Annotated in this window: 22 protein-coding genes; 10 read left to right on the forward strand and 12 right to left on the reverse strand. The window is 62.1% G+C overall.

Annotated features, from left to right (window positions below):
• Nucleotides 1-121: 121 nt before the first annotated feature.
• Nucleotides 122-1,450 carry a sigma-54-dependent transcriptional regulator family protein gene (locus tag FHX76_RS06445; RefSeq protein WP_167149028.1) on the reverse strand — a complete coding sequence of 443 codons (1,329 nt, stop codon included), beginning with the start codon at nt 1,448-1,450 and terminating at the stop codon, nt 122-124.
• Between the two features lie 244 nt (nt 1,451-1,694).
• Between FHX76_RS06445 and FHX76_RS06450 the strand changes: the two genes are divergently transcribed.
• From FHX76_RS06450 to FHX76_RS06460, 3 genes are read left to right on the forward strand one after another with little or no spacing between them, the layout of a single operon-like run.
• Complete coding sequence (locus tag FHX76_RS06450; protein ID WP_167149030.1) at nt 1,695-2,660, forward strand: sugar ABC transporter substrate-binding protein; 966 nt, start codon at nt 1,695-1,697, stop codon at nt 2,658-2,660.
• Complete coding sequence (locus FHX76_RS06455) at nt 2,657-3,694, forward strand: ABC transporter permease (RefSeq protein ID WP_167149032.1); 1,038 nt, start codon at nt 2,657-2,659, stop codon at nt 3,692-3,694. Before FHX76_RS06450 ends, FHX76_RS06455 begins: the two co-directional genes overlap by 4 nt.
• Before the next feature lie 38 nt (nt 3,695-3,732).
• A complete protein-coding gene (locus FHX76_RS06460; protein ID WP_386762778.1) occupies nt 3,733-4,506 on the forward strand; it encodes an ATP-binding cassette domain-containing protein in 774 nt (257 codons plus the stop codon).
• Between the two features lie 133 nt (nt 4,507-4,639).
• Here FHX76_RS06460 and FHX76_RS06465 read toward each other — a convergent pair whose 3' ends face one another.
• Nucleotides 4,640-6,205, reverse strand: coding sequence for a cation:dicarboxylate symporter family transporter (locus FHX76_RS06465; protein ID WP_167149036.1), 1,566 nt, complete (start codon nt 6,203-6,205; stop codon nt 4,640-4,642).
• 166 nt (nt 6,206-6,371) lie between these two features.
• Between FHX76_RS06465 and FHX76_RS06470 the strand changes: the two genes are divergently transcribed.
• The 6 genes from FHX76_RS06470 to FHX76_RS06495 all read left to right on the forward strand — a co-directional run bounded on the left by FHX76_RS06470 (nt 6,372) and on the right by FHX76_RS06495 (nt 11,922).
• Nucleotides 6,372-8,006, forward strand: a complete 1,635-nt coding sequence (locus FHX76_RS06470) for an ATP-binding protein (protein ID WP_167149037.1) — start codon at nt 6,372-6,374, stop codon at nt 8,004-8,006.
• Nucleotides 8,003-8,713: a response regulator gene (locus tag FHX76_RS06475; protein WP_167149039.1), complete on the forward strand. Its 711-nt coding sequence runs from the start codon at nt 8,003-8,005 to the stop codon at nt 8,711-8,713. Before FHX76_RS06470 ends, FHX76_RS06475 begins: the two co-directional genes overlap by 4 nt.
• Before the next feature lie 186 nt (nt 8,714-8,899).
• Entirely contained in the window at nt 8,900-10,372 is a 1,473-nt protein-coding gene (locus FHX76_RS06480; protein ID WP_208402453.1) for a PTS ascorbate transporter subunit IIC, read from the forward strand.
• 8 nt (nt 10,373-10,380) lie between these two features.
• Nucleotides 10,381-10,683: a PTS sugar transporter subunit IIB gene (locus FHX76_RS06485; RefSeq protein ID WP_167149047.1), complete on the forward strand. Its 303-nt coding sequence runs from the start codon at nt 10,381-10,383 to the stop codon at nt 10,681-10,683.
• Nucleotides 10,683-11,123, forward strand: a complete 441-nt coding sequence (locus FHX76_RS06490) for a PTS sugar transporter subunit IIA (RefSeq protein ID WP_167149049.1) — start codon at nt 10,683-10,685, stop codon at nt 11,121-11,123. Before FHX76_RS06485 ends, FHX76_RS06490 begins: the two co-directional genes overlap by 1 nt.
• Nucleotides 11,116-11,922, forward strand: a complete 807-nt coding sequence (locus FHX76_RS06495; RefSeq protein ID WP_208402454.1) for a sugar isomerase domain-containing protein — start codon at nt 11,116-11,118, stop codon at nt 11,920-11,922. The genes FHX76_RS06490 and FHX76_RS06495 overlap by 8 nt, the downstream gene beginning before the upstream one ends.
• Here the strand turns inward: FHX76_RS06495 and FHX76_RS06500 are convergent.
• The 5 genes from FHX76_RS06500 to FHX76_RS06520 form a co-directional block, all read right to left on the reverse strand.
• A complete protein-coding gene (locus FHX76_RS06500; protein WP_167149051.1) occupies nt 11,897-12,643 on the reverse strand; it encodes a GntR family transcriptional regulator in 747 nt (248 codons plus the stop codon). The genes FHX76_RS06495 and FHX76_RS06500 overlap by 26 nt on opposite strands.
• Before the next feature lie 58 nt (nt 12,644-12,701).
• Nucleotides 12,702-13,460 carry a fumarylacetoacetate hydrolase family protein gene (locus tag FHX76_RS06505; protein WP_167149053.1) on the reverse strand — a complete coding sequence of 253 codons (759 nt, stop codon included), beginning with the start codon at nt 13,458-13,460 and terminating at the stop codon, nt 12,702-12,704.
• Between the two features lie 75 nt (nt 13,461-13,535).
• A complete protein-coding gene (locus tag FHX76_RS06510; RefSeq protein WP_167149055.1) occupies nt 13,536-14,642 on the reverse strand; it encodes a branched-chain amino acid aminotransferase in 1,107 nt (368 codons plus the stop codon).
• A 44-nt stretch (nt 14,643-14,686) separates the two neighbouring features.
• Nucleotides 14,687-15,760 carry a 3-isopropylmalate dehydrogenase gene (locus FHX76_RS06515; RefSeq protein ID WP_167149057.1) on the reverse strand — a complete coding sequence of 358 codons (1,074 nt, stop codon included), beginning with the start codon at nt 15,758-15,760 and terminating at the stop codon, nt 14,687-14,689.
• A 141-nt stretch (nt 15,761-15,901) separates the two neighbouring features.
• On the reverse strand, nt 15,902-17,446 hold the full coding sequence (locus FHX76_RS06520; protein ID WP_341777876.1) for an MFS transporter: 1,545 nt from the start codon (nt 17,444-17,446) through the stop codon (nt 15,902-15,904).
• Between the two features lie 133 nt (nt 17,447-17,579).
• On the opposite strand from FHX76_RS06520, the gene FHX76_RS16535 reads away from it, so the two are divergent.
• Complete coding sequence (locus FHX76_RS16535; RefSeq protein WP_167149059.1) at nt 17,580-18,122, forward strand: TetR/AcrR family transcriptional regulator; 543 nt, start codon at nt 17,580-17,582, stop codon at nt 18,120-18,122.
• A gap of 7 nt (nt 18,123-18,129) precedes the next feature.
• Here the strand turns inward: FHX76_RS16535 and FHX76_RS06530 are convergent, their stop codons facing one another.
• From FHX76_RS06530 to FHX76_RS06550, 5 genes are all read right to left on the reverse strand, one after another.
• A complete protein-coding gene (locus FHX76_RS06530; RefSeq protein ID WP_167149061.1) occupies nt 18,130-18,405 on the reverse strand; it encodes a hypothetical protein in 276 nt (91 codons plus the stop codon).
• A 111-nt stretch (nt 18,406-18,516) separates the two neighbouring features.
• Nucleotides 18,517-19,047: a hypothetical protein gene (locus FHX76_RS06535; RefSeq protein WP_167149063.1), complete on the reverse strand. Its 531-nt coding sequence runs from the start codon at nt 19,045-19,047 to the stop codon at nt 18,517-18,519.
• Complete coding sequence (locus FHX76_RS06540; protein WP_208402455.1) at nt 19,044-20,393, reverse strand: signal peptidase I; 1,350 nt, start codon at nt 20,391-20,393, stop codon at nt 19,044-19,046. The genes FHX76_RS06535 and FHX76_RS06540 overlap by 4 nt, the downstream gene beginning before the upstream one ends.
• Nucleotides 20,394-20,425: 32 nt before the next feature.
• Nucleotides 20,426-21,067: a SipW-dependent-type signal peptide-containing protein gene (locus tag FHX76_RS06545; protein ID WP_167149065.1), complete on the reverse strand. Its 642-nt coding sequence runs from the start codon at nt 21,065-21,067 to the stop codon at nt 20,426-20,428.
• Between the two features lie 6 nt (nt 21,068-21,073).
• Nucleotides 21,074-21,679: a SipW-dependent-type signal peptide-containing protein gene (locus tag FHX76_RS06550; RefSeq protein ID WP_341777877.1), complete on the reverse strand. Its 606-nt coding sequence runs from the start codon at nt 21,677-21,679 to the stop codon at nt 21,074-21,076.
• Nucleotides 21,680-21,768 lie beyond the last annotated feature (89 nt).

Genomic DNA, 21,768 nt, shown 5'->3' on the forward strand with positions numbered 1-21,768 from the left:
TATGAGTGGATTTGCGACCAATCTGCGCCGGCTTCGACCTGTAGGGCGAGCGTGGGGCGAGGTACGGGGACCGTCAGGGGCGAGGTACGGGAAACCTCAGAGCAAGATCAGGGCGCGGGCGCTAGGCGCTCGCGTCCATCATCTCGAGGCGTGAGAGCACGTGGGCGCGCTTCGGCGAGCGCGCTGGCAGCAAGCGAAGGCAGGTCTCCCAGGCCTGACGGTCATCCGCGCCAACCGGAGTTTGCACGTATGCCATCAGCACGTCAATAGAGGCGTCGGTCAGGAGTGCCTCGCGGAGCGTCTGAGAAACCTCAGCCCGGATATCGGCGATGCCAGGGGCCTCGGATTCTGGCAGCAGCACTCCTGGATACGCGGCGAGCGCAAGCCGGTGCGCGCCACGACCGAGGGCAGAGAGCACGTCACGAACATCAAGGGTGATGGTGCGCGGAAGCCGATACGGCCGGGAAAGCGGGGCGAGGGTTGGATCGATGCCTTTGAGCACCGCGCGCAGCCGCACCATCTCGGCGCGGAGGGTGAGGGCGCCGTCGTCGCGTCCGTAGAGGAGCTGCGAGAGCCGCTCGGCGGAGAGCCCGCTTTCGTTCCAGGCAAGCAACGTGAGAATCTCGGCGTGCCTACGGCTGAGCTCGATGAACTCGGTGCCAACGTAGAGCTCGCCGCGTTCACGCCCGAGCACGTTGAGCCGCGTGATACCGGTGCCCTTGACGGGTCTGCGGTCGCTTGAACCGCCCTGGCCGCGGCGGGCCTGCGCTCGCACCATGTCGTTTCGGAGGGTCTGGATGCGCAGCTCGGCCTCAACCGCCGCAACCGTCGCCTCAACCAACTGGAGGGTATGCGGCGCAACAACCTCGTCGCCGCCCGTGATGTCGATGACCCCAAGCAGCGCTTTGGTGACAGGATCGTGCACGGGAACGGCGGTGCAGCTCCACTGGTGCGCCCAACGATTGAAGTGTTCGGCACCAAGCACCTGGATGCCGTGGTTGAGTTCGATCGCGGTTCCTGGCGCGCTCATCCCAACCACCGCCTCAGACCAGTCGGCTCCAGCCACGAAGTTCATGCCTTCTGCTTGGCTGCGCAGTTCGTCGTCGCCGTCGATCCAGAGCAGGCGGCCAGCCGAGTCGCCGACGGCAACGATGAGGCCTGCCTCTTCGGCATCCTCAATCAGGAGCCGCTGAATTACCGGCATGATGCTCTGCAGCGGATGCGTGCGGCGGTAGTCTTCGAGCTGATCGCGCTCCCAGATATTGGTAGAAGGAACAAGCTCGGGGTCAAGCGCTGTGCCAAGCGAACGCTGCCACGATTCCCTGACAACGTCGCGAATGCCATCGGGAAGCGTCTCGCCGGTCACGGCATTTTCGTGCGCGCGGACGAGCAAGCGGCGCCGTTCGCGCGCAGATTCTCCCCGTCGTAACGCGAGCCAAGGATTGGGCAAGCTGTACCTCCTACACCGTCTGAGTGCGGGTCCCTGTCAAGTCTAAGCGGTCGGTGCGGGTGTCGCATCCGCGAGACAGGAATTGAGTAGTCGTATCCCCGTGGCCGAGTGGGCGTGTGCCGACGACTATCCTTAAGGGATGCGCGCGTTGGCTTGTGCCCGCCGCATTCACCATCAATCGTCCCCCGTGCGCGGAGTTGCGCCTTGGGGCCATGGCCGCACAAGGCCCCAGGAGGATATCCAGATGAAACGCCGTTCGCTGCTCGCAAGTATTGTGGCCATCCCGCTCCTTCTTTCTGGCTGCGCAACCGGTTCGGGATCTTCCGACGCGGCGGGCTCCTCGGCATCCGACGACCTGACCTTCGCCGTTGTCACGCACGGCACTCCTGGCGACACGTTTTGGGACGTGGTCAAGAGCGGCGCGGAGCAGGCGGGCTCAGACCTCGACGTCACGGTCACGTATCAGGGCGACGGCGATCCCGTGAAGCAAAGCTCGCTGATTACAACGGCGGTTGCGGCCAAGGTTGACGGCATCATTGTCTCAATGGCAAACCCGGAGGGCGTGAAGGATGCGGTTGAGGATGCCGTCGCCGCAGGCATCCCCGTCGTGACGATCAACTCGGGCCTCGACGAGTCGGCGGCGTACGGAGCGCTGACCCACGTCGGCCAGAGCGAGTTCATTGCGGGGCAGCGCACCGGCGAGAAGCTCAACGAGGCCGGCGTGAAGAACGCCGTCTGCGTCATCCACGAGGCAGGCAATAGTGGCCTTGAGGAGCGATGCAAAGGCACAGCTGACACATTCGATGGCAGCCTGAGCAATGTGCAGGTTGATATTGCGAATGTCGCCGACGCGCAAAATACGATCAAGAGCCAGCTGTTGAGCGACTCGAGCATCGATGCCGTACTGACGCTGAACGCGGCGCTCGCCCCGGCTGCGACGCAGGCCGTCGAGGAGGCGGCCAGTTCGGCGCAGGTTGCAACCTTCGATGTTTCGGCGGACGTCACGCAGCTCATTCTCGATGGCAAGGTACTGTTTGCCGTTGACCAGCAGCCGTATTCTCAGGGGTACCTTCCCGTGGTCTTTCTCGCGCTGCAGAGCCGCAACGGCGACACGGTTGGCGGCGGCCAGCCCGTCTATTCCGGGCCAGGCTTTGTCACGGCGGAGAACGCGGCCAAAGTCGCCGAGTTTGCCAAGAACGGCACGCGTTGAGTAGCGCAGCCGCCGTGAGGGAGACTCCCCTCGCGTCGAGGCCGCTCGGCGCTCGGCTTATTCGCCGACCAGAAGTTGGCGCGCTTGTTGCCGCCGTCGCGATCTTCCTCTTCTTCTCGATCATTACCGATGCCTTCCTCACCCCAGCCGGGGTTGCGACATGGCTGTACTCGGCATCGCTCTTTGGCATCATGGCCGTCGCGGTTGCCATGCTCATGATCGGTGGCGAGTTTGACCTCTCCGCTGGAGCGATGACGGGAACTACGGCCCTGACCGTAGGTGTACTCACAACGCAGTGGGATGTGAATATCTGGCTTGCGATGCTGCTCGCCCTGATCCTTGCCCTCGGCATCGGCGCCCTCAACGCGGTGCTCGTTGTGCGCACTGGACTGCCGAGCTTCATCATCACACTCGCAACCTTTTTCATCCTGCAGGGCATTAACCTCGCGGTCACCAAGCTCGTGACGGGAAGCGTGGCTATCCAGGGAATGTCCGCGGTTTCCGGCTTCGACCAGGGCAAAATGCTGTTCGGTTCCAAGATCTCGCTACTTGGGGTTGACCTCAAAGTTTCGATTTTCTGGTGGCTGGCGGTCACGGCGGTGGCCACGTGGGTGCTGCTGCGAGCACGGCAAGGAAACTGGATCTTCGCCGTTGGCGGGGCAGATCGCAGCGCTCGCCAAATGGGCGTCCCCGTGTTTCGAACCAAGCTTGGCCTCTTCATGACAACAGCTGGGGCCGGTTGGCTCGTAGGGATGCTTCAGCTCTTTGACGTGTCAACCGTGCAGGCTACGAGCGGAATCGGCCAGGAGTTTATCTATATCATCTGCGCAGTTGTTGGCGGCTGCCTGCTCACGGGCGGGTACGGCTCCGCCATCGGCGCTGCGCTCGGTGCGCTCATCTACGGCATGACGCTCCAGGGCATCGTCTTTGCCCAGTGGGACAACAACTGGCTCAAGGCGTTCCTCGGGGTGATGCTGCTTGCAGCGGTACTCGTGAACCTGCTGGTCAGCAAGCGAGTGGGGGTTCGGTCATGAGCGAAACATCACCGAGGCCAGCTGCGCACGATGGCACGATGCCGGGCAGCGCCCCCGATCACATGCCCCCGCTCCTCGAAGTCAGCGAGATCGGAAAACGGTATGGGCATATCGAGGCGCTCCGCGGGATTTCGGCGACCGTGGATGCTGGTGAGGTTCTCTGTGTCCTCGGCGACAACGGGGCCGGAAAATCATCGCTGATCAAGATCGTTGCGGGTGAGCATCCACACACGTCTGGGAGCCTGTTGCTCGACGGTGAACCCGTCACCTTCACCGGCCCGAGGGATGCCATCGCCGCCGGAATCGCGACCGTCTACCAAGACCTCGCAATGGTGCCGATGATGCCGGTCTGGAGAAACTTCTTCCTCGGCTCTGAACGCACCGTCGGCAGGGGGCCGCTGCGGCGGCTCGATGTGACCGGCATGAAACGCATCGCCAACGAACAGCTCGCGAGCATGGGCATCCACCTCCGCGACCTCGATCAGCCGGTTGGCACGCTGTCCGGCGGCGAGCGGCAGTCGGTGGCGATCGCGCGAGCCGTGTATGTTGGCGCGCGCGTGCTCATCCTCGACGAGCCAACGGCTGCGCTCGGAGTGACCCAGGCTGCGCGCGTGCTTCAGCGCATTGCGGCGGCTCGCGACCGCGGTCTTGCCGTCATCTTCATCACGCATAATCCGCAGCACGCGTATCCAGTCGGCACGCGCTTCTTGGTGTTGAGTAGGGGCGAAAGCCTCGGGCTCTTCACGAGGGAGAACGTGACGCTTCCTGAACTCACGACGCTCATGTCGGGCGGCGAGCTCGAGGCGCTCTAGACCTCACGCGGACGTATCTGCTGCCCGCAGAAGTGACGCTAGAGTTCCTTCCCATGGCGGGGAAGGAACCCTTGCGTCAGATTGTTGGGTCGGGGTGCGGTCAGGGCGGGTTGGGACTGGTTGGGGCTGGTGGTCAGGGGCGACCGGGGCCGTCCTCTTGGGCGGGCGCGGATGCGGGCGCGGATGCGGGCGCAGGAGCGGGCGCCAGTGCCGCACGTTCTGCCTCCGCAAATTCCGCTGCGACCTGCGCGTCGATCAGGCCGAAGTCGGCGAGGTCGGCCGAGAGCCGCTCGGCAGTGTCTGACTCGGGCGCACCGGCAGTGTCTGACTCGGGAGCACCCGCGGGGGCGAGGGCATCATCCGGTTCGGGGGCGCCATGGTTGACCGCTGCCATCATGGCCTCATCAAAGGGCGCACGACCGGCAAGCACGTCAGACACCTGCTGCTTATTGATCTCTTTTGTCCAGGTGCCAACCAGCACGGTCGCGACCGCGTTACCCGTGAAGTTTGTCAGCGCGCGGGCTTCCGACATAAAGCGATCAATGCCAACGATAAGGCCAACGCCGTCGACGAGGTCTGGGCGGTGCGATTGGAGGCCACCGGCCAGGGTTGCGATCCCGGCGCCCGTCACACCTGCAGCGCCCTTCGATGCGATGATCATAAAGACCAGCAGCGAGATCTGCTCACCAAATTCGAGCGGCTTGCCCATTGCTGTTGCAACAAACAGCGCGGCCATCGTGAGGTAGATCGCGGTTCCGTCGAGGTTGAACGAGTAGCCGGTTGGAACGGTAACGCCAACAACGGGTTTTGAGACGCCGAGGTGCTCCATTTTTGCGATCAGGCGGGGAAGGGCAGGCTCGGACGACGATGTCGAGAAGATGAGCAGGTATTCGCGGCCAAGGTATTTCATGAGTTTGAAGATGCTCACTCGTGCGACCATCCACAGTAGGGAGCCGAGCACAACCACGATAAAGAGGATGCAGGTGATGTAGAACGCAACCATCAGGGTTGCCATACTCACGATGGCTTGGAAGCCGGTCGAACCAACAACGGCCGCGATCGCGCCAAAGGCTCCGACGGGAGCGCACCACATAATCATGGTGAGCAACCGGAAGACAAGCGTCTGAATCTGGCCAATGGCGGTCAGGATGGGCTTTCCCGCCGCGCCCATCTTCTGCAGAGCAAATCCGACAAGCAACGCAACAAACAGGGTCTGCAGGATGTTGCCGGCGGTGAGCGACGAGAGCAACGACGTTGGGATGATGCCCATGATGAACGACGTCGTTCCGCTGTCCGCAGCCGCCGCGGGAGCGTCGTAGTGCATGTTGCTGAGGTTGAGGCCCTCGCCAGGGTGGATGAGGTTGCCAACGAACAGCCCGATGGCAAGTGCAAACGTCGACATGATGATGAAATATCCGAGCGCAAGCCCGCCTACTTTCCCAATGGTTGCCGCTTTGGCGACCGAACCAACACCGAGGGCAATCGTGCAGAAAATCACGGGGGCGATCATCATCTTGATGAGCGCAACAAAGGCATCACCAAGCGGCTTGAGCTCTTTAGCGAACTCAGGAAGGGTGAGGCCAAGCACGGCTCCCCCAACAACCGCAACGATAACCGCGATGTAGAGATAGTGGGATTTGTCGATGCCTTTGCGCTTCTTGACAGCGCCCGCTGGCTGGACGACGGGGGATTTCGCCATGACGACTCCTTTGTGTGAATGGCTGAACGACTTGTGACAGTCTGCGGTAAGTTCGCGCGAGTGTGGTCTTTGCGTTCATACTGTTCATGGCGTTATCCCCCATGCGCCAACGAGTCGGTGGAAGAATATGTCAATGCGGCAATGGAGTATAGCGACGCGTTTTTTCGTGGGACAGCTCTGCCTCGTTGCCGTGATGGTTGGTGCACTCACGCTCGCGCTCTATGTGGATGCTGGCCGCCAGGCCGAACAGAACGCTATGGAACGGATGCGTTCGCTCGCGGCCTCGCTCGCGGTCAACCCGTTTGTCATCGATGCCGTCCAGTCGCCAAACCCTACTGCGCTCTTGCAGCCGTATGCCGTTGACGTCATGGATTCTGCGCACGCCGATTTTGTCACCATCATGCAAACGGACCGCACCCGTTTTACTCACCGGTACCCGTCCGAGATTGGCGGAACATTTGCCGGGTCTATTGACGACGCCCTCGCCGGCCGAACCGTCAATCAGATGCAGGACGGACCGCTTGGGCCAACTATTCGCGGCATCGCCCCGATTTACTCGAATGACGGGCGCATCGTCGCCGTTGTCTCCACTGGCGTTACGGTCGAAAACAACAATTCGCAACTGCTCGAGCGCCTCCCCCTCATCATCGCGATTGCCGCAACCCTGCTCGCCGGCGGGGCCATCGTCGCTGTCGGGCTGCGGCGCTACCTGCAGCGGGTGACGTTTGGGCGTGGCCCAGAGGAGATCGGACAGATGTACGCGTTCTACGACGCGGTGCTGCACTCGATTGACGACGGGATGCTCTTGCTCAGCCCCGGTGGCGAGTTGGTGCTGCACAACGATCGCGCGGCCGAGCTGCTCGGCCTGACACTCCGTGAGGGCGTCAGCGCCGAACATAGCGCGGCAACTGGCCAGCTTCCCTCCGAACTCGTGAGCCTCCTCGCGAGCGGAAAAACCGTCGAGAACGAGGTGGTGCTGGTTGGCGACCGGGTACTTCTCGTGAGCCAACGCGCTGCAAGAACCGGCGGGAAGGCCGGCTCCTCGCTCGGCACCCTTGTCATCCTCCGCGACCGCACCGACCTCCGAAAACTCAGTTCGGAGCTCGACACGGTGCACACCATGGCGGATGCCCTTCGCTCGCAGACCCACGAGCACGCAAACCGCTTGCACACGATGGTGACCCTCGTTGAGCTTGGCAAGGGAGACGAGGCCGTTCGCTTCGCAACCGACGACCTGGCACAGGGTCAGCGCCTCACCGATAGGGTCATGGAATCGGTGGACGAGCCGGTGCTCTCTGCGCTTCTTGTTGGCAAAACGGCCCAGGCGGATGAGCGTGGCATCGAGCTCAGCATCGTCACGGAGGGTCGCATTCCTTCTGGCCTCATCGATGTGCACGATGCGGTCACAATCCTCGGCAATCTCATCGATAACGCGCTGGATGCTGTGGCCGAGCAGGCTTCCCCCGATGACCGCTGGGTTGAGATCGAACTCATCGCGTCAGCAACAGAGCTGGTTCTGACGGTCATCGACGGCGGCCCTGGCCTGAGGGGGGTCTCGCCAGACGACATCCTTCGCCGCGGGTACACGAGTAAACCCGGCAACGGCTTTGGCAGGGGCGTTGGCCTCGCACTCGTCACGCAGGCAGTGCGGCGTTCTCGCGGTACGTTGAGCGTTCAGGATCGAGCCACGGCTTCGGAGGGTGCACGGTTCACCGTTGTGTTGCCTATCACCTCTGATGCCAACCTCAACGGCAACACTGCCCCGGTCACGCCGACCCCCGACCGAAAGGCACCGCAATGACGCAGCTGCTCCGAGTCCTGATTGTTGAGGATGAACCAACAACGGCCGAGGCACACGCCGCATATGTCACACGGGTTCCTGGCTTTACGGTTGTTGGCGTTGCACACTCGGGGTTAGAGGCGCTTGGGATGCTGTCGCCGGCTGCATCCCTCGGGGTGGACGTTGTGCTGCTCGATATGAATCTTCCCGATATGAGCGGAATCGAGGTGGCCAGGCGCATTCGGGCCGCATCGCTGCGGGTCGATATCATCGCGGTGACCGCCGTTCGTGAGCTTGAAACGGTGCGAGCCTCGATCTCGTTTGGGGTGATGCAGTATATTCTCAAACCCTTTTCGTTTGCAGCGTTTGCCGAAAAGCTCGCTCGCTATCGGCAGTTTGCCGCGGAGCTGACCGGAGAGCTTTCGGCAGTTGGCACCCAGCAGGAGATTGTGCAGGGCGATATCGACGCCGCCCTTTCTGCGCTGCGGACGAGCGGAAATAATCCGTTGCCAAAGGGTCTCTCGCCAGAGACCCTGAGCTCGATTGTTGGCTATCTTCGTTCGACCGATGCGGCGGTTTCTGCTGGCGAGCTGACCGAGGCGGTCGCCGTTTCACGGATCACGGCCCGCCGTTATCTTGAGTATCTGACGAGCACGAGACAGGTCTCCCGTGAGCCGCGTTATGGAACGCCAGGCCGTCCAGAGCTTGAGTACCGCTGGGAAGATTAACCAGGCCTGCGGAAATCCAGTCGCCTGCTGCGCGCGCTGACAACAAAGAACACTCACAATTGACCGGCAACCGAGCCTGCCAACACATCCTGTTCTCGCCCCATTCTCAAACGCTGGACTGTGTGTTATTGTTTTCACTTAATAGTGGTATATACCATTGATGAGTTGGAGGTCACAGTGGACATCTTGTTATCAATCTTGGAAGGCGTCGCCAACAATATTTTCAGTCAGGTCCCGATCCTGATTGGCCTTATTGCATGCCTCGGCCTTATTTTGCAGCGCAAACCGATCGAGGACGTGGTCGGCGGCACCATTCGAGCAATCGTTGGTGTGGTCATCCTCACGATCGGTATCGACATCTTCGTTGGCGGACTCGTCGCCTTCCAAGCGGTCGTATCCAGCGCGTTTGGGCTTGAACCGCCCAAATCAGAAAGCACGCTCAACGAGTTCCTCGCAGGCCCAGGGTCGGTTGTTCCGCTCATCATCGCGGTCGGATTCCTCATCCACCTGATTGTTGTGCGCATCTTCCCCGCCGCACGCTACGTGTACCTCACCGGGCACCTCATGCTCTGGATGAGCATCGTGATCGCGGCATCCCTCATCGAGGCCTTTGGCGATGTTGAACCATGGATTCTTGTTGTCGCCTCTGCGCTCATCATTGCCTGCTACTGGACGCTGCAGCCGCTCTGGATTGCCCCGCTCATGAAAAAGCTGATGGGCCACGACCAGTTTGGTCTCGCCCACACCGACTCAACCATCGGGCTGCTCTCCGGATACGGCGCGAAGGCGCTTAAGCTTGGGAACCCGGAAAAGCACGACTCGGAGAAGCTCAAACTGCCACGGCAAATTTCGTTCTTCAAAGACATCAACGTCTCGACCGCGCTGGTCATCAGCGTCATCATGCTCATCGCTATCGCCTTTGCCGACGCAAACGTAGTCAGCGAACAAATGGGCGACTCGAGCCTGCTCCCCTGGGCTTGGGGCCTGCTGCAGGCGCTTCGCTTTGCCGCGGGTATCGCGATTCTGCTTTTTGGCGTTCGCACCTTCCTCGCCGAGATCATCCCGGCGTTCAAGGGCATCGCTGACAAGCTACTCCCGGGCACCAAGCCAGCACTTGACATCCCCGTCACCTTCCCGAAGGCACCTACGGCCGTGATGATCGGATTCCTGAGCTCAACGGTCGTCTTCCTCATCTTCATGATGGTCTTCGCCTCGGCTGGTTGGTTTGTGCTTGTCCCGCCAATGATCATGCTGTTCTTTGGTGGTGGCGCCGGTGGCGTCTTTGGCAACGCCGTTGCAGGATGGCGCGGCGCGGTCTTCGGTGGCGTCGTCAACGGCATCGTCCTGAGCCTCGGCCAGTGGATCAGCTGGGGACTCTACAGCGCAACCGCTCCTGAGCTGGCCGCCCTCGCGGACGCCGACTGGTACGGGGTCGGTTGGACGCTCCTCGGCCTCGGTTCGGTCCTCGCTCCCCTCGGAGAGTTTGGCATCTGGATCATCGCCGGCGGCGTTGTCGCTATCACCTGCGTCATCCTCGTTATCCTCGGCAAGCGCCAACGTACCGCGCAGCGGAACGAGGCAAACGCCGCAAACGAAACAACCTCAACACGCCAAACCGACGCTGCGGCTGACGCTCAGCCCGACGCAGCAACCAACTAAGGAGCATCATGACCACCCGACCAGAACCCCTCGAAGTACTTGCCGTTTGCGGCCTTGGTATGGGGACAAGCCTGATTCTGAAGATGACCGCCGATACCGTGTTCGACAGGCTCGGCATCCGAGCGCGCGTCACCAACACCGACCTGTCGAGCGCGCGCGGCATGAGCGTTGACGTCCTGGTTGGCCAGGGAATGCACATGAGTGAGCTGGTAGGAATGGCCCCCGTCGTGGTAACCGTTGATGACTTCATCGACGACGCAGCCCTCGAAGCCAAGCTTGTGCCTGCCCTCACCGAGCAGGGATGGCTCTAATGGCGGGGAACGCTCTCGTAGCCTCCGCCGTTGGGACGGCATCCGGATGGGAGGACGCAACGCTCCAGAGCGCGGCGCTCCTCGTGAATATCGGAGCTGCCAACGCCGACTACCCGCAGGCCTGCGTCGACTCGGTGCATGCCAACGGTCCGTACATTGTGCTCACGAAGGGTCTCGCGCTTGCACACGCAAGGCCAGAGGCAGGAGCCCTCGGCAGGGGCCTTTCGCTCCTCCGGCTGGAGCAGCCGGTTGAGTTTGGGCACCAAAGCAACGATCCTGTTGACCTCGTGCTGTCGTTCTGCGCGCTCGAAGGCGGCGGGCATCTTGAGGTCATCCAGAACCTCGCGATTGCGCTGCAGAAGGGTCTCGCGAACGAGCTGAGGACCGCGGAGCCCTCCGCCCTCGACGCACTGCTTGAGGGGGTTCTGAACCGTGAGTAACGTCGCTGTGCCCTCCGACAGCAACGCACAGGAGGCCCTCACCGAGTTTGGGAATGAGATTTCCGCGCTGGTCAACCGGGTGATCGAGGGGAACCGAGAGACCGTCACCAAGGCGGCCGACCGCATCCGGCACACCCTCGACAACGGCGGGGTCGTGTACACCGCCGGGGCAGGTCATTCGCTCGCCGCCGTTATGGAAACCTTCTTCCGCGCGGGTGGCCTCGCGCCCGTCCGTCCGCTCTGGCACGCCGACGTCCTGCCGTTCAACGGGGCGGCGCTGTCAACGCAGGCAGAGCGCACGCCTGGGCTCGGCCGTTCGGTGATCGACGCATCCACCGTCGAGGCAAGGGACACGGTTGTCTTGTTTTCAACCTCTGGCATCAACCCGTACCCGCTCGAGATTGCGCTCGGTGCCCGTGAGCGTGGGGCGACCGTGATCGCGGTCACGTCAGTAGGCGCTTCCCAGCTGGCGCCGCAGCGCGCCGGCCAGCGGCTCTTCGAGATCGCGGATGTTGTGCTCGACACGCTCGTACCCTCTGGCGACGCGAGCTGGCCGGTTGGTGGCACTTCGGTGACGGCGCCCGTCTCATCGATCACAAATACCGTGCTCTGGGACTGCGTACTCGTTGCGCTCTACGAAGCAGACCCGAGCCTACCGGTGTGGCGGAGCGCAAACATCGCAACCGCAGGCTCGAGCAATGACGACCTCATGGCGCACTACGCCGAGCGAATCCCGGAGATGCTCGCGGCAGACCCTGCCAGGCGAGCAGCAGTTACTGCGGCGACGAAATCTCAGTAGAGAGCTCGTAGCGGTCCGCCCGATAGGCGGACACCGTGTACTCCACCTTGCGACCGTGCCACGTGCTCGTTCTCGTGAGGTGGAGTACGGCATCGCCCTGCTCAGCCCCCAAGAGTTTCGCGCTCTCCGCGTCGAGGTTTTTGGCCTGAATCGTCTGGGTTCCCGACGCAAACACGATGCTCTCGCTTCGCCAGAGGAAGTCGTACAGCGACGCATCCTCAAGGTCGGCTGCCGTCAGTTTCGGCGCAACGGAGGCATCCAAATGCACGCGCTCAAGGGCCATCGGCTCACCGTCGGCAAGGCGCAGCCGGACGATTCGGAAGATCTCGGCCCCGGGTGCAAGGTCTAGCTGCTGCTTAATAATTGGCTGCGGCGTCTCACGCACAAACTCGAGGATGCGCGACCCCGCCTGCATGCCCCTGACCGTCATATCGTGCGTAAACGAGGTCAGGGTGATGGGCAACCGGATGCTCGGCGACGACACAAACGTGCCCAAGCCAACCTTGCGCTCGATGCGGCCCTCCTCGACGAGGTCGGAAAGCACCCGGCGGGCCGTCATCCGCGACATCCCGAACTCTGCGGCCAGGTCGCGCTCAGAGGGGATGGGGTCGCCAACCGTCAGGCTGCTGTCAATATGCTCGATGAGCACCGATTTCAGCCACTGGTATTTTGGTTCACCAGGGCGGGCGGAACGGGTTGCTGCCCTCGTCAATTCGGTCATCTGAACCTCACCTCGAACGCCCTCGTCCACTCCGCGCACCACCAGTCACGACGACCGTCTAGCGAACCGGGTTCTGCAGCGTGCCGATACCAGAGATTTCAACCTCAAGGCTGTCGCCAGCCACAATCGGCCCAACGCCAGCAGGGGTTCCCGTGAGGATCACGTCGCCGGGCAACATGGTCCAGACGCTTGATGAATAAGCGATGATGTCGGCGATCTTGTGAATCATGAGTGACGTTGGCGCATCCTGCTTGACCTCGCCGTTGACGCGGGTCGTGAGCTGGGCAGAATCAACATCAAACTCGGTCTCGATGACCGGTCCGAGTGGGCAGAACGTGTCAAAGCCCTTGCCGCGCGCCCACTGTCCGTCTGCGTATTGCAGGTCGCGAGCCGTGACATCAACGGCAACGGTGTAGCCAAAGACGTAGTCGAGCGCGTTCTCGGCCGACACATTCTTGGCGATGCGGCCGATCACGATGGCAAGCTCGCCCTCAAACTCAACACGATCCGACTGGGGAGGGCGCACAATGGTGTCTCCAGGCCCAATGACCGAGGTGTTTGGCTTGAGGAACAGCAGCGGTGCTTCTGGGGCGGTACCACCCATTTCTGCCGCGTGGTCCTGGTAATTTTTGCCAACGCAGACGACCTTCGAGCGAGGGATGACCGGGGCCAGCAGGGTCACGTCGGCAAGCGGAATCCGCTCCCCCGTTGTGTCGAACCCGGCAAACATCGGGTCGTTGGCGAGCACAACAACTTCGCCGTCGTCAACGATGCCATAGGCGATGTCCTCGTCGTGACTGAATCGGATAATCTGCATGACTTACTTTCTGCCGTGGTTACATCGAAAAAATGAGCTGCGGCCCCACCCGCTGAGGGGTCGGGCCGCTGCCGGTTAAGCGTCGAGGCGCGTCATCCAGCCGTGGCGGTCTTGGCGACGACCGTATTGGATGTCTGTGAGTTCTTCGCGCAGCGACAGGGTGAGTTCGCCAGCTGGCGCGTTGGGGTCACCGACCGAGAAGTCGGCTCCCTTAAGCTCGTTGATCGGGGTGACAACCGCCGCGGTTCCGCAGGCAAAGGCCTCAACGATATCGCCGTTGGTGAACCCCTCTTTCCACTCGTTGATCGAGATGGGGCGTTCTTCAACCTCAAGCCCGCGGTCTTTTGCCAGCTGGATGATGCTCGCGCGGGTCACACCGTGCAGGATGTTGCCGTTGAGGTTCGGCGTGAGCAGGTTGCCGTCCTTCTTCACGAAGAACACGTTCATGCCGCCAAGCTCGTCAATGTACTCCTGAGTAACGGCGTCAAGGAAGAGCACCTGCGAGCAACCGTTCTCCGCGGCCTCCATCTGAGGAAGCAGCGATGACGCGTAGTTTCCGCCGCACTTGGCCTCGCCAGTTCCGCCGCGTCCGGCACGAGAGTACTCGGTCGATAGCCAGATCGAAACCGGCTTCACGCCACCGGCGAAGTAGGGGCCAGCAGGACTCGCGATGACCATGTAGCTCGCCTTCTGGGCCGAGCGCACGCCGAGGAAACTCTCATTGGCGATCATGAACGGGCGAATGTAGAGGCTCATGTCTTCGCCTGATGGCACCCAGTCACCATCAACCGCGATGAGCTCGCGAAGCGACTGGACAAAGTCCTCAACCGAGAGCTCTGGTAGCGCGAGGCGCTTGGCTGACAGCTGCAGTCTCTTGCCGTTCGCCTCAGGGCGGAACGTCCAGATCGAGCCGTCCTCGTGACGGTAGGCCTTGAGCCCCTCGAAGATCTCCTGGGCGTAGTGCAACACCGACGCGGCCGGGTCCATCTGAATCGGCCCGTAGGGCACGACCTGCGCGTTGGTCCAGCCATCCTCAAGCGTCCAGTCGATGCTCACCATGTGATCGGTGAAGTGCTTGCCAAAGCCGGGCTCGGCGAGGATAGCCTCGCGCTGGGCGTCGGGCACTGGCGCCGCCGGGTGCGAAACGGTGAACGAAAGCGGTGCGGTGGTTGTTGCGGTCATGATGACTACTTCCTACAGGTTCAAGGAGGTGAATAACGTGTGTGCTACGCGCGCTGGGTCACGGATGCGGTGATGCGCTGCGCGATACGGTCGCCAATTTCGCTGGTGCGTGAGGCCTGGCCGTTGCGCTCGGCTACATCTGCGGCAACGGCGTCGCGAATTTGGGCGGCCTGCTCGGGGAGGCCCAGGTGGTCAAGCATCATGGCAACCGAAAGGATTGCCGCCGAGGGATCGGCTTTCTGCTGGCCTGCAATGTCCGGAGCGGAACCGTGAACCGGTTCGAACATGCTTGGGAAGTCACCGTCAGGGTTGATGTTGCCTGAGGCGGCGAGACCGATGCCGCCGCTGATTGCGCCTGCGAGGTCGGTGAGAATATCGCCAAAGAGGTTATCCGTAACGATGACATCAAATCTAGCAGGATCGGTCACCAAAAATATAGTTGCCGCGTCGACGTGTAGGTAGTCAACGGTGACGTCGGGGTACTGGGCTGCAACGGCATCCACGTGACGCTTCCACAGGGCGCCCGCGAAGACCAGCACGTTGGTCTTATGCACGAGCGTGAGCTTCTTTGCCGGGCGCGACTGCGCAAGTTCGAAGGCGTAGCGTACAACGCGGTCGACGCCGTGCGCGGTGTTGATCGACACCTCGTTGGCAATCTCGTGGGGCGTGCCTGCGCGGATGGCGCCGCCGTTGCCAACGTAGGGTCCCTCTGTTCCTTCTCGAACGACAACAAAATCGACGTCGCCCGGGTTGCTCAGCGGCGAGGATTCTCCCGGCAGCAGGATGCTCGGACGCACGTTGGCGTAGTGGTCAAGCGAAAAACGCAGCTTGAGCAGCAGACCACGCTCGATGTTGGCGTTTGCGAGGCGGGGGTCGCCAGGGGCGCCGCCAACAGCTCCGAGCAAAATCACGTCATTCTGCTTGATAGCGTCGAGGTCTTCGTCGGTCAGGGTGTCGCCGGTCTCGAGGTAGCGGGCGGCTCCGAGCGAGAAGTGTGTGCGTTCGATCGCGACGTCGGTGCCGACGAGCACGGCATCCAGTACCTTATTGGCCTCGGTAATGACTTCTGGGCCGATTCCATCACCGGGGATAACGGCCAGTTTGATCTGTCGGGTCACTTCTGCTCCTGCTACTCATCGCGGACTCAATCGAACTTCTCTAGCCTACTCCCCGATTCAGCAGCCTCGTGGGGCGCGTATTCGCTCGTGGGGTGCAAAATTCTGCACCCCACGAGCGAATACGCACCCCGCGAGCGGGCGTTACTTGGTCAGTACGGGTTCCGCCTGCGGGCGAAGCGTGCGCCACGCAACAACGGCCGCCGCGACCATGAGGATTGCCCCGAGCATCGAGGTCAGGCCAACGCCGCTCTCGAAGGCGTGCGTTGCCGCGGCCATGACCTCGTCGCCGAGCGAGCCGCCGACACGCTCCGAAACGTTATGGGCTCCGGCAAGCGTTTCGCTGGCGATGGCTCCGTCGGCTGGGCTCAGGGCCGAAGGCAGCTTCAACTCCGAACGGTAGTTGGCCGTGAGGATGCCGCCAAGCAGCGCCGTCCCGAGTACGGCACCAACCTCGTAGGCGGTTTCGGAGAGCGCGGATGCCGCCCCCGCTTTATTGGCGGGAGCCTCGGCAAGGATGAGGTCGTTCGAGATTGTTTCGGCCGCGCCGATTCCGGCACCGAGCATCGCGAAGGCGAGCATCATCCGGCCGACGCTTGGGTCGCTCGGCGCAACCGCTATAAGAAGGTAGGCCGCCGCGGAAACGAGCAGGCCGATCGGCACGAGGATGGTCGGCGGCACGCGCCTCGCGATTGGCACGATTGCCAACCCAAACACGATCATGATGATCATGCCAGGCAGCAGCACGAGGCCGGCGGCAACCGGGTCAAGTCCAAGCACGATTTGCAGGTGCTGCGACACAAAGAAGAGGAACCCAACGAGCGCGATAACGCTCAGCAGGTTGACGAGAATCGCGCCGCTGAACATTCCGTTCTTAAAGAGGCGAACTTCGAGCAGCGGGATTGGCCGCCGCAGTTGGCGACGCACAAAGAGGTACCCAACGGCCAAGCCGGCAACGAGGAATGCAACACCGAGCACGTCGAAGCCCTCGCTCGCAAAGTGCTTGATCGCGTAGACAACGCCAAACATTGCGACCATCGACAGCAGGATGCTGAGGGGGTCAATTGGGCCCGGGTTTGGATCGCGCGACTCGCGCACAAGCAGCGGCACGAGGATGAGCATGGGTACGAGTACCGGAACGGCGATCAGGAAGACTGAGCCCCAGGGGAAGTTCGCCAGCAGGAGCCCACCAACGAGCGGGCCCATGGCAGAGCCCGCCGCAAATCCACTCGCCCAAATGGCGATGGCGAGCCGGCGCTGTTCGCGGTCGCGGAACGTGCTGCGCAGGAGCGACATCGTCGACGGCATGAGCATCGCGCCAAAGAAACCGAGGAAGGCCCTGGCAAGGATGAGCTGAAACGCGGTCTCTGAGAATGTTGCGAGCACCGAGATGACAGCAAAGCCGGTCGCGCCGATGAGCAGGAGCTTGCGGCGGCCAAAGCGGTCGCCCATGCTTCCCATAGTGACGAGAAGACCGGCGAGGACAAGTGGGTATGCGTCAATAATCCACAGTTGCTCGGTTGCCGACGGCTGCAGGGCCTCCGCGATTTGTGGCAGCGCAAAGCTGAGGACCGTGTTATCAACCGACACCAGCAGCACGGGCAGCATGAGGGCCGCGAGTGCAATCCATTCTTTGGCTCCCGCGCGCTCTGGTGACGCGACGTTGCTGAGACGGGATGGGCGAGACACGATGAAACTCCTGGAGATCGGTGTTTGGCGGCGGCGGCCGCAAACGGGAACCGTATTACTATACCGTCTACCCGGTACAGTAGCCTAGTGGGGTCAGAAGAATTTAAGGAAAAGGACAGCTAGCATGAAGACCATGTCCGAATCAGCAGGAACCGCACGCGAGCGCATCCTCGAGGCCTACACCTCCCTTTTAATGGAGGGCAACGAACGAGCGGCGACTCTCGACGCTGTTGCGGCCCTCGCCGGCGTCTCAAAAGGCGGGCTCCTCTATCATTTCCCGTCAAAGGAGGCCCTCGCCTCCGGGCTCATCGCAGAACTTGATGTGCTCGCGGCGGCGGATCTCATCAAGATCCGCACGTCCCCCCTCGGCCCGGTTGAATACTTCATCCGCACCTCAGTGAGCGAAGGCAGCAAGTTTGACAACGCGATCATCGCAACGATGCGACTCGCAACCGACTCCCCCGCCGCGAGAGACGCGCTCCACACCCTCAGAGTGCAGTGGCACGACGTGCTCTACGAAGCGGTCGGCGACGAGCAACTTGCGCAAACCATCCTGCTCATCAGCGACGGCATCTACTACAACACGGCCATCATGACCGAAGAGCGCTACCACGACCAAAACCATGCCTCAGTTGAGGATGCCCTCGCCGTCATCCAACGCCTCACCGGCAAATAATCGACAGCTATCCCCTGCGCCGCAGCGACAGCAGTTCAAGTCGAGGATTATCGCCCTCAAGATCGGCGTCGCGCAGGTCGTCCCGGCTCACGTCGTAGCGATCGCTCAACGCCTCGTAAATGGCCTCTGCCGAGCCGAGCCCGTTATCGGCGTCACGACTCACTTTGATCTCGTCGACCGGTTTGCCGCTGGCGTCGAAGACGTGAATCAGCCAGCCCTTTGCCTGTGAGGTCTCGCCATAGCGGCGGGTGACGGTTGCGTTGAATACCTGCGTATCAGTCATCGTGCTCTCCTGTGGGTGTGATCGCTTCGGAAAGTTTCGGCAGCCGCCGCATCGATGCGACGGCAGCTGTTGGGCCTGATCCTGAGCCTAGCCCCCAACCAGTACCCCTGGCTAGGTTGGTCTGTCCGACGCCACACATTTTGCGCCTGCTCCCGCGATCCCTGCGGATGCCGTTGCCGTCAGCCACGGCGAGTACCAGGTTGTTGCCCCGGCCGTCACGATTGCCGTACGAACGCCAACAACGATGTTGCCCCCAAGCAACCCGCCAAGGAGGCCGCCGCCGTACACGGTTGTATACCCCGTTGCTTGGGTGCCTGTTGTGGTGACCGAGCCAAGTAGCGCCCCGGTAACCGGAAGCAAGAGTCCGTCGCTCACGTAACCGTATTGCACCGCGCCCACCCCGACCATGCTGTCGGGAAGTTTCCAATACACCCTGACCGTTGGGTTCAGCCCAAGCGCTGGAAGATACTCACACTGGACGGTGCTGAGGGGCGAGGCAAGGCTCACCGCACCAATCAATCCTGTGCCGGTTTCTCTGTCTGCCCAGGTCGCTTCCGTTGTTGGCGTCGAGGCGAGCGCCGCCGTCACAATCATCACTGACAGTGCAGTGATGAGGCTCGTAACCACGCGCATCCGTTTCATGATGACCCGCTCCTCCGAGCGTCACTGCGATGCGCGCCGCGATGGCGACCCCGAGCGATAAACGCCACGGCACCAACGCCAATTGCGGCGGCAACCGGGGCAAGCAAGAACGGGACGATCCCTGTCCCAGTGAGCCGGCCGGCATCCGCTCGCCGATCGCCGCCCACCGAGCTTCCACCTGAAGACCCCGGAATGCCCGGCAGAACCGGAGTTGCGACCGAATCGCCTGAGCCCCAGGCGTGCACGCTCAGCACGGTTGAGCCGCCAGTTCCAAGATCGTCGGGGGCGGAAACCTCAACCAGTAACCAACGTTCGGTATCTGGCGACATCGTCGTCAGCATATGCTCGCGCACGTTGCGAACTGCGGGAACCAACGAGACATCGCGTTGGGGTAGCACCTCTCGTTCCACTCCGCTACAGGCACCATCAACCCAGCGGGTATTGCACACCCGGATACGAACGTCGAGGCCGCTCGTGACGGTGCCAGAGGCGGCAAGGGCAATACTGATTCGGCCGGATTCTTTCGCCGTTGAACTCACGCCAACTTGCCACGGCACAACGGCACCGTCGGTGATATCCCCCATGAGGTCGCGGTCACCGATCGAGGTGAGGGTAATCCATTTTCCGGCAATCACTTCTTCGTGGAGCGCCGCATGCGCACGAACCGGCACACCAAGCACCGGGACAAGGGCAATGACGAGGACCAACCCGCCGCCAATCACCGCAGCTATTCCGCTCGTAGCCGGCTCGGTATCCCGGTGGGCTGAAGCCTGGCGGCTCCTTCGAGACGCCAGGTACCTGCCGCCCCGCTGAGCGTGCTCCCTCGGCCAAAATGCCCAGGTAATCAGCGCTGCGGCCGCAAGCGAAATCGTTCCAAGCACAAGCGGCTGCGACGCCGCGACGATGAACGGCGCAAGTCCGGGGACTGAGAACAGCACGAGCCTGGCGCGCGTGGCGGTGTATGGCGCTACATCCGGCACGGCATTGGCGTCGCCTTGCATCGTAAAGGTCGTTGCGCCCGCTTCCCCTCCCGACGCACTCACGACCGAGGTCACTCGGTGAGTGATTGGCAGCTGATCCTGCCGGTCAACCGTCACAACGTCGCCAACTCGGATCTCGGACGCCGGAATCTCTTTGACTACGGCAACAGAACCTGCCGGAATCGTGGGGCTCATCGAACCGGTCGAAAACATGATGAGCGTTATCTTGAACACCAACGCAACCGCAACGAGCACAAGGCACATGAGGCCAGCAAACGACGCTAGGGTGAGCCCGATGCTTCCGATGCGGGCCATTCCGCTGTGACCGGTTCGACCGTGACGAGGCTGTATCCGGTGTGCAGTCATGGCGTTCACCTCCTCACTGGTCCTTTGGCCGGTTAGCTCGACGATGTCGCGGTGAACGTCCACTGCAGCGTCGCCGTCTGACCCTGCCGATCATTCGGCGTGAGCGGTTGCAATTGCACTTCGACGCAGAGCCGCTGCACGGTGGTTCCCGCGGTCGAAAGGGGCACGGATACTGACGCCGGCAAGGCCGCCGTCGCAACCGTGTACGCCCCCGTCGCCGGGGTCACCCACGAGGGAGTGCCGGCGAACGAGGCCGCCGCGCACGTTGCGGTCGCGTTTGGCAACAGCACGATCCGATACTGCAGATACGGCGACAGTGCCACAGCACTCGTATTGCTGAATGTCTGTCCTGAAAGGTTCAAGCTGCCGGTCACGTTGGTTTGCGGCGTCGTCTGCACGTTCAACCACGCGTACCCAGACGTCCCAGGTGACATCGCCGCCGCATTGAAGGTGAGCGCTGCACCAGGCGCCGTTGTGTGATGGTCGGATGCCGAGCCCTGAGACGAGGACACGGTATTAAAAATGCTCGCGCCGAACGCCCCAGTGGCAACCTCGTTATCAACCCACGAGGCCATCGTCACCGCCGCCCCAACGCCAAGCACGAGGCCACCGACGAGCAACGCCCGAATCCTCAAGAACCGCGTGCGGCTTGCGCTCCGCGTGGAGCCGTTCATGATGAGCTACTCAGAACTGGCGGTGAACTTCCAGGTGGCTGTGCCGCTTTGCCCCTGGCCGATACTGCCCGCGGAAACGGCGAAGCACAGGTTGACGGCCTCACCAGCAGAACCCGTTGCGCCCTGTTCGAGGTCGAACGTTACACCCCCAGGAACCGAGCCGAGAGCAGCACCAGCGGCGACAATCGAGGTGCCCGCCGCTACTGCTGCGGCGTTGCAGCCGTTCGTTGAGGTGGTCACCAGCGTGTAGGTGAGGTTCGTGACGACGCCGGTGCTTGCCTCCGCCGAGACGGTGACAACCGCATCCTTCGTCGTTTGGTCATCAAGGCGGACCGAGAACGGCGCGTAGACCGTGTCACCGGGCGCAAGATTATTTGGGGCAACGGTGAACCCTAGGGCGTCAGCTGTGCCCAGCGTGCTGTGCTCGTTGTAGGCCGTCCCGTCATCGCTTCCCTCAAGGTTGAAGGTTCCTGCGGTGAATGTGCCGGTTGCAAATTCGGAATCGTTCCATGCCGCAAGCGTGACGGCGGCTCCAACGCCGAGGACCAAACCGCCGGCCAGAACGGCCCGCCATTTGTGTGAAGTGTTTCGAACGGGGGGATGTTGTGACACAGACGTGCCAAGAAGTGTATTCATTTTTGCCTACCCTTTTTCCCGGAGTCCGAGCCCCTTCGCTCGGATAATTCGAATGCTAACTCGAC

This window comes from Lysinibacter cavernae (genome assembly GCF_011758565.1).
Taxonomy (GTDB): domain Bacteria; phylum Actinomycetota; class Actinomycetes; order Actinomycetales; family Microbacteriaceae; genus Lysinibacter; species Lysinibacter cavernae.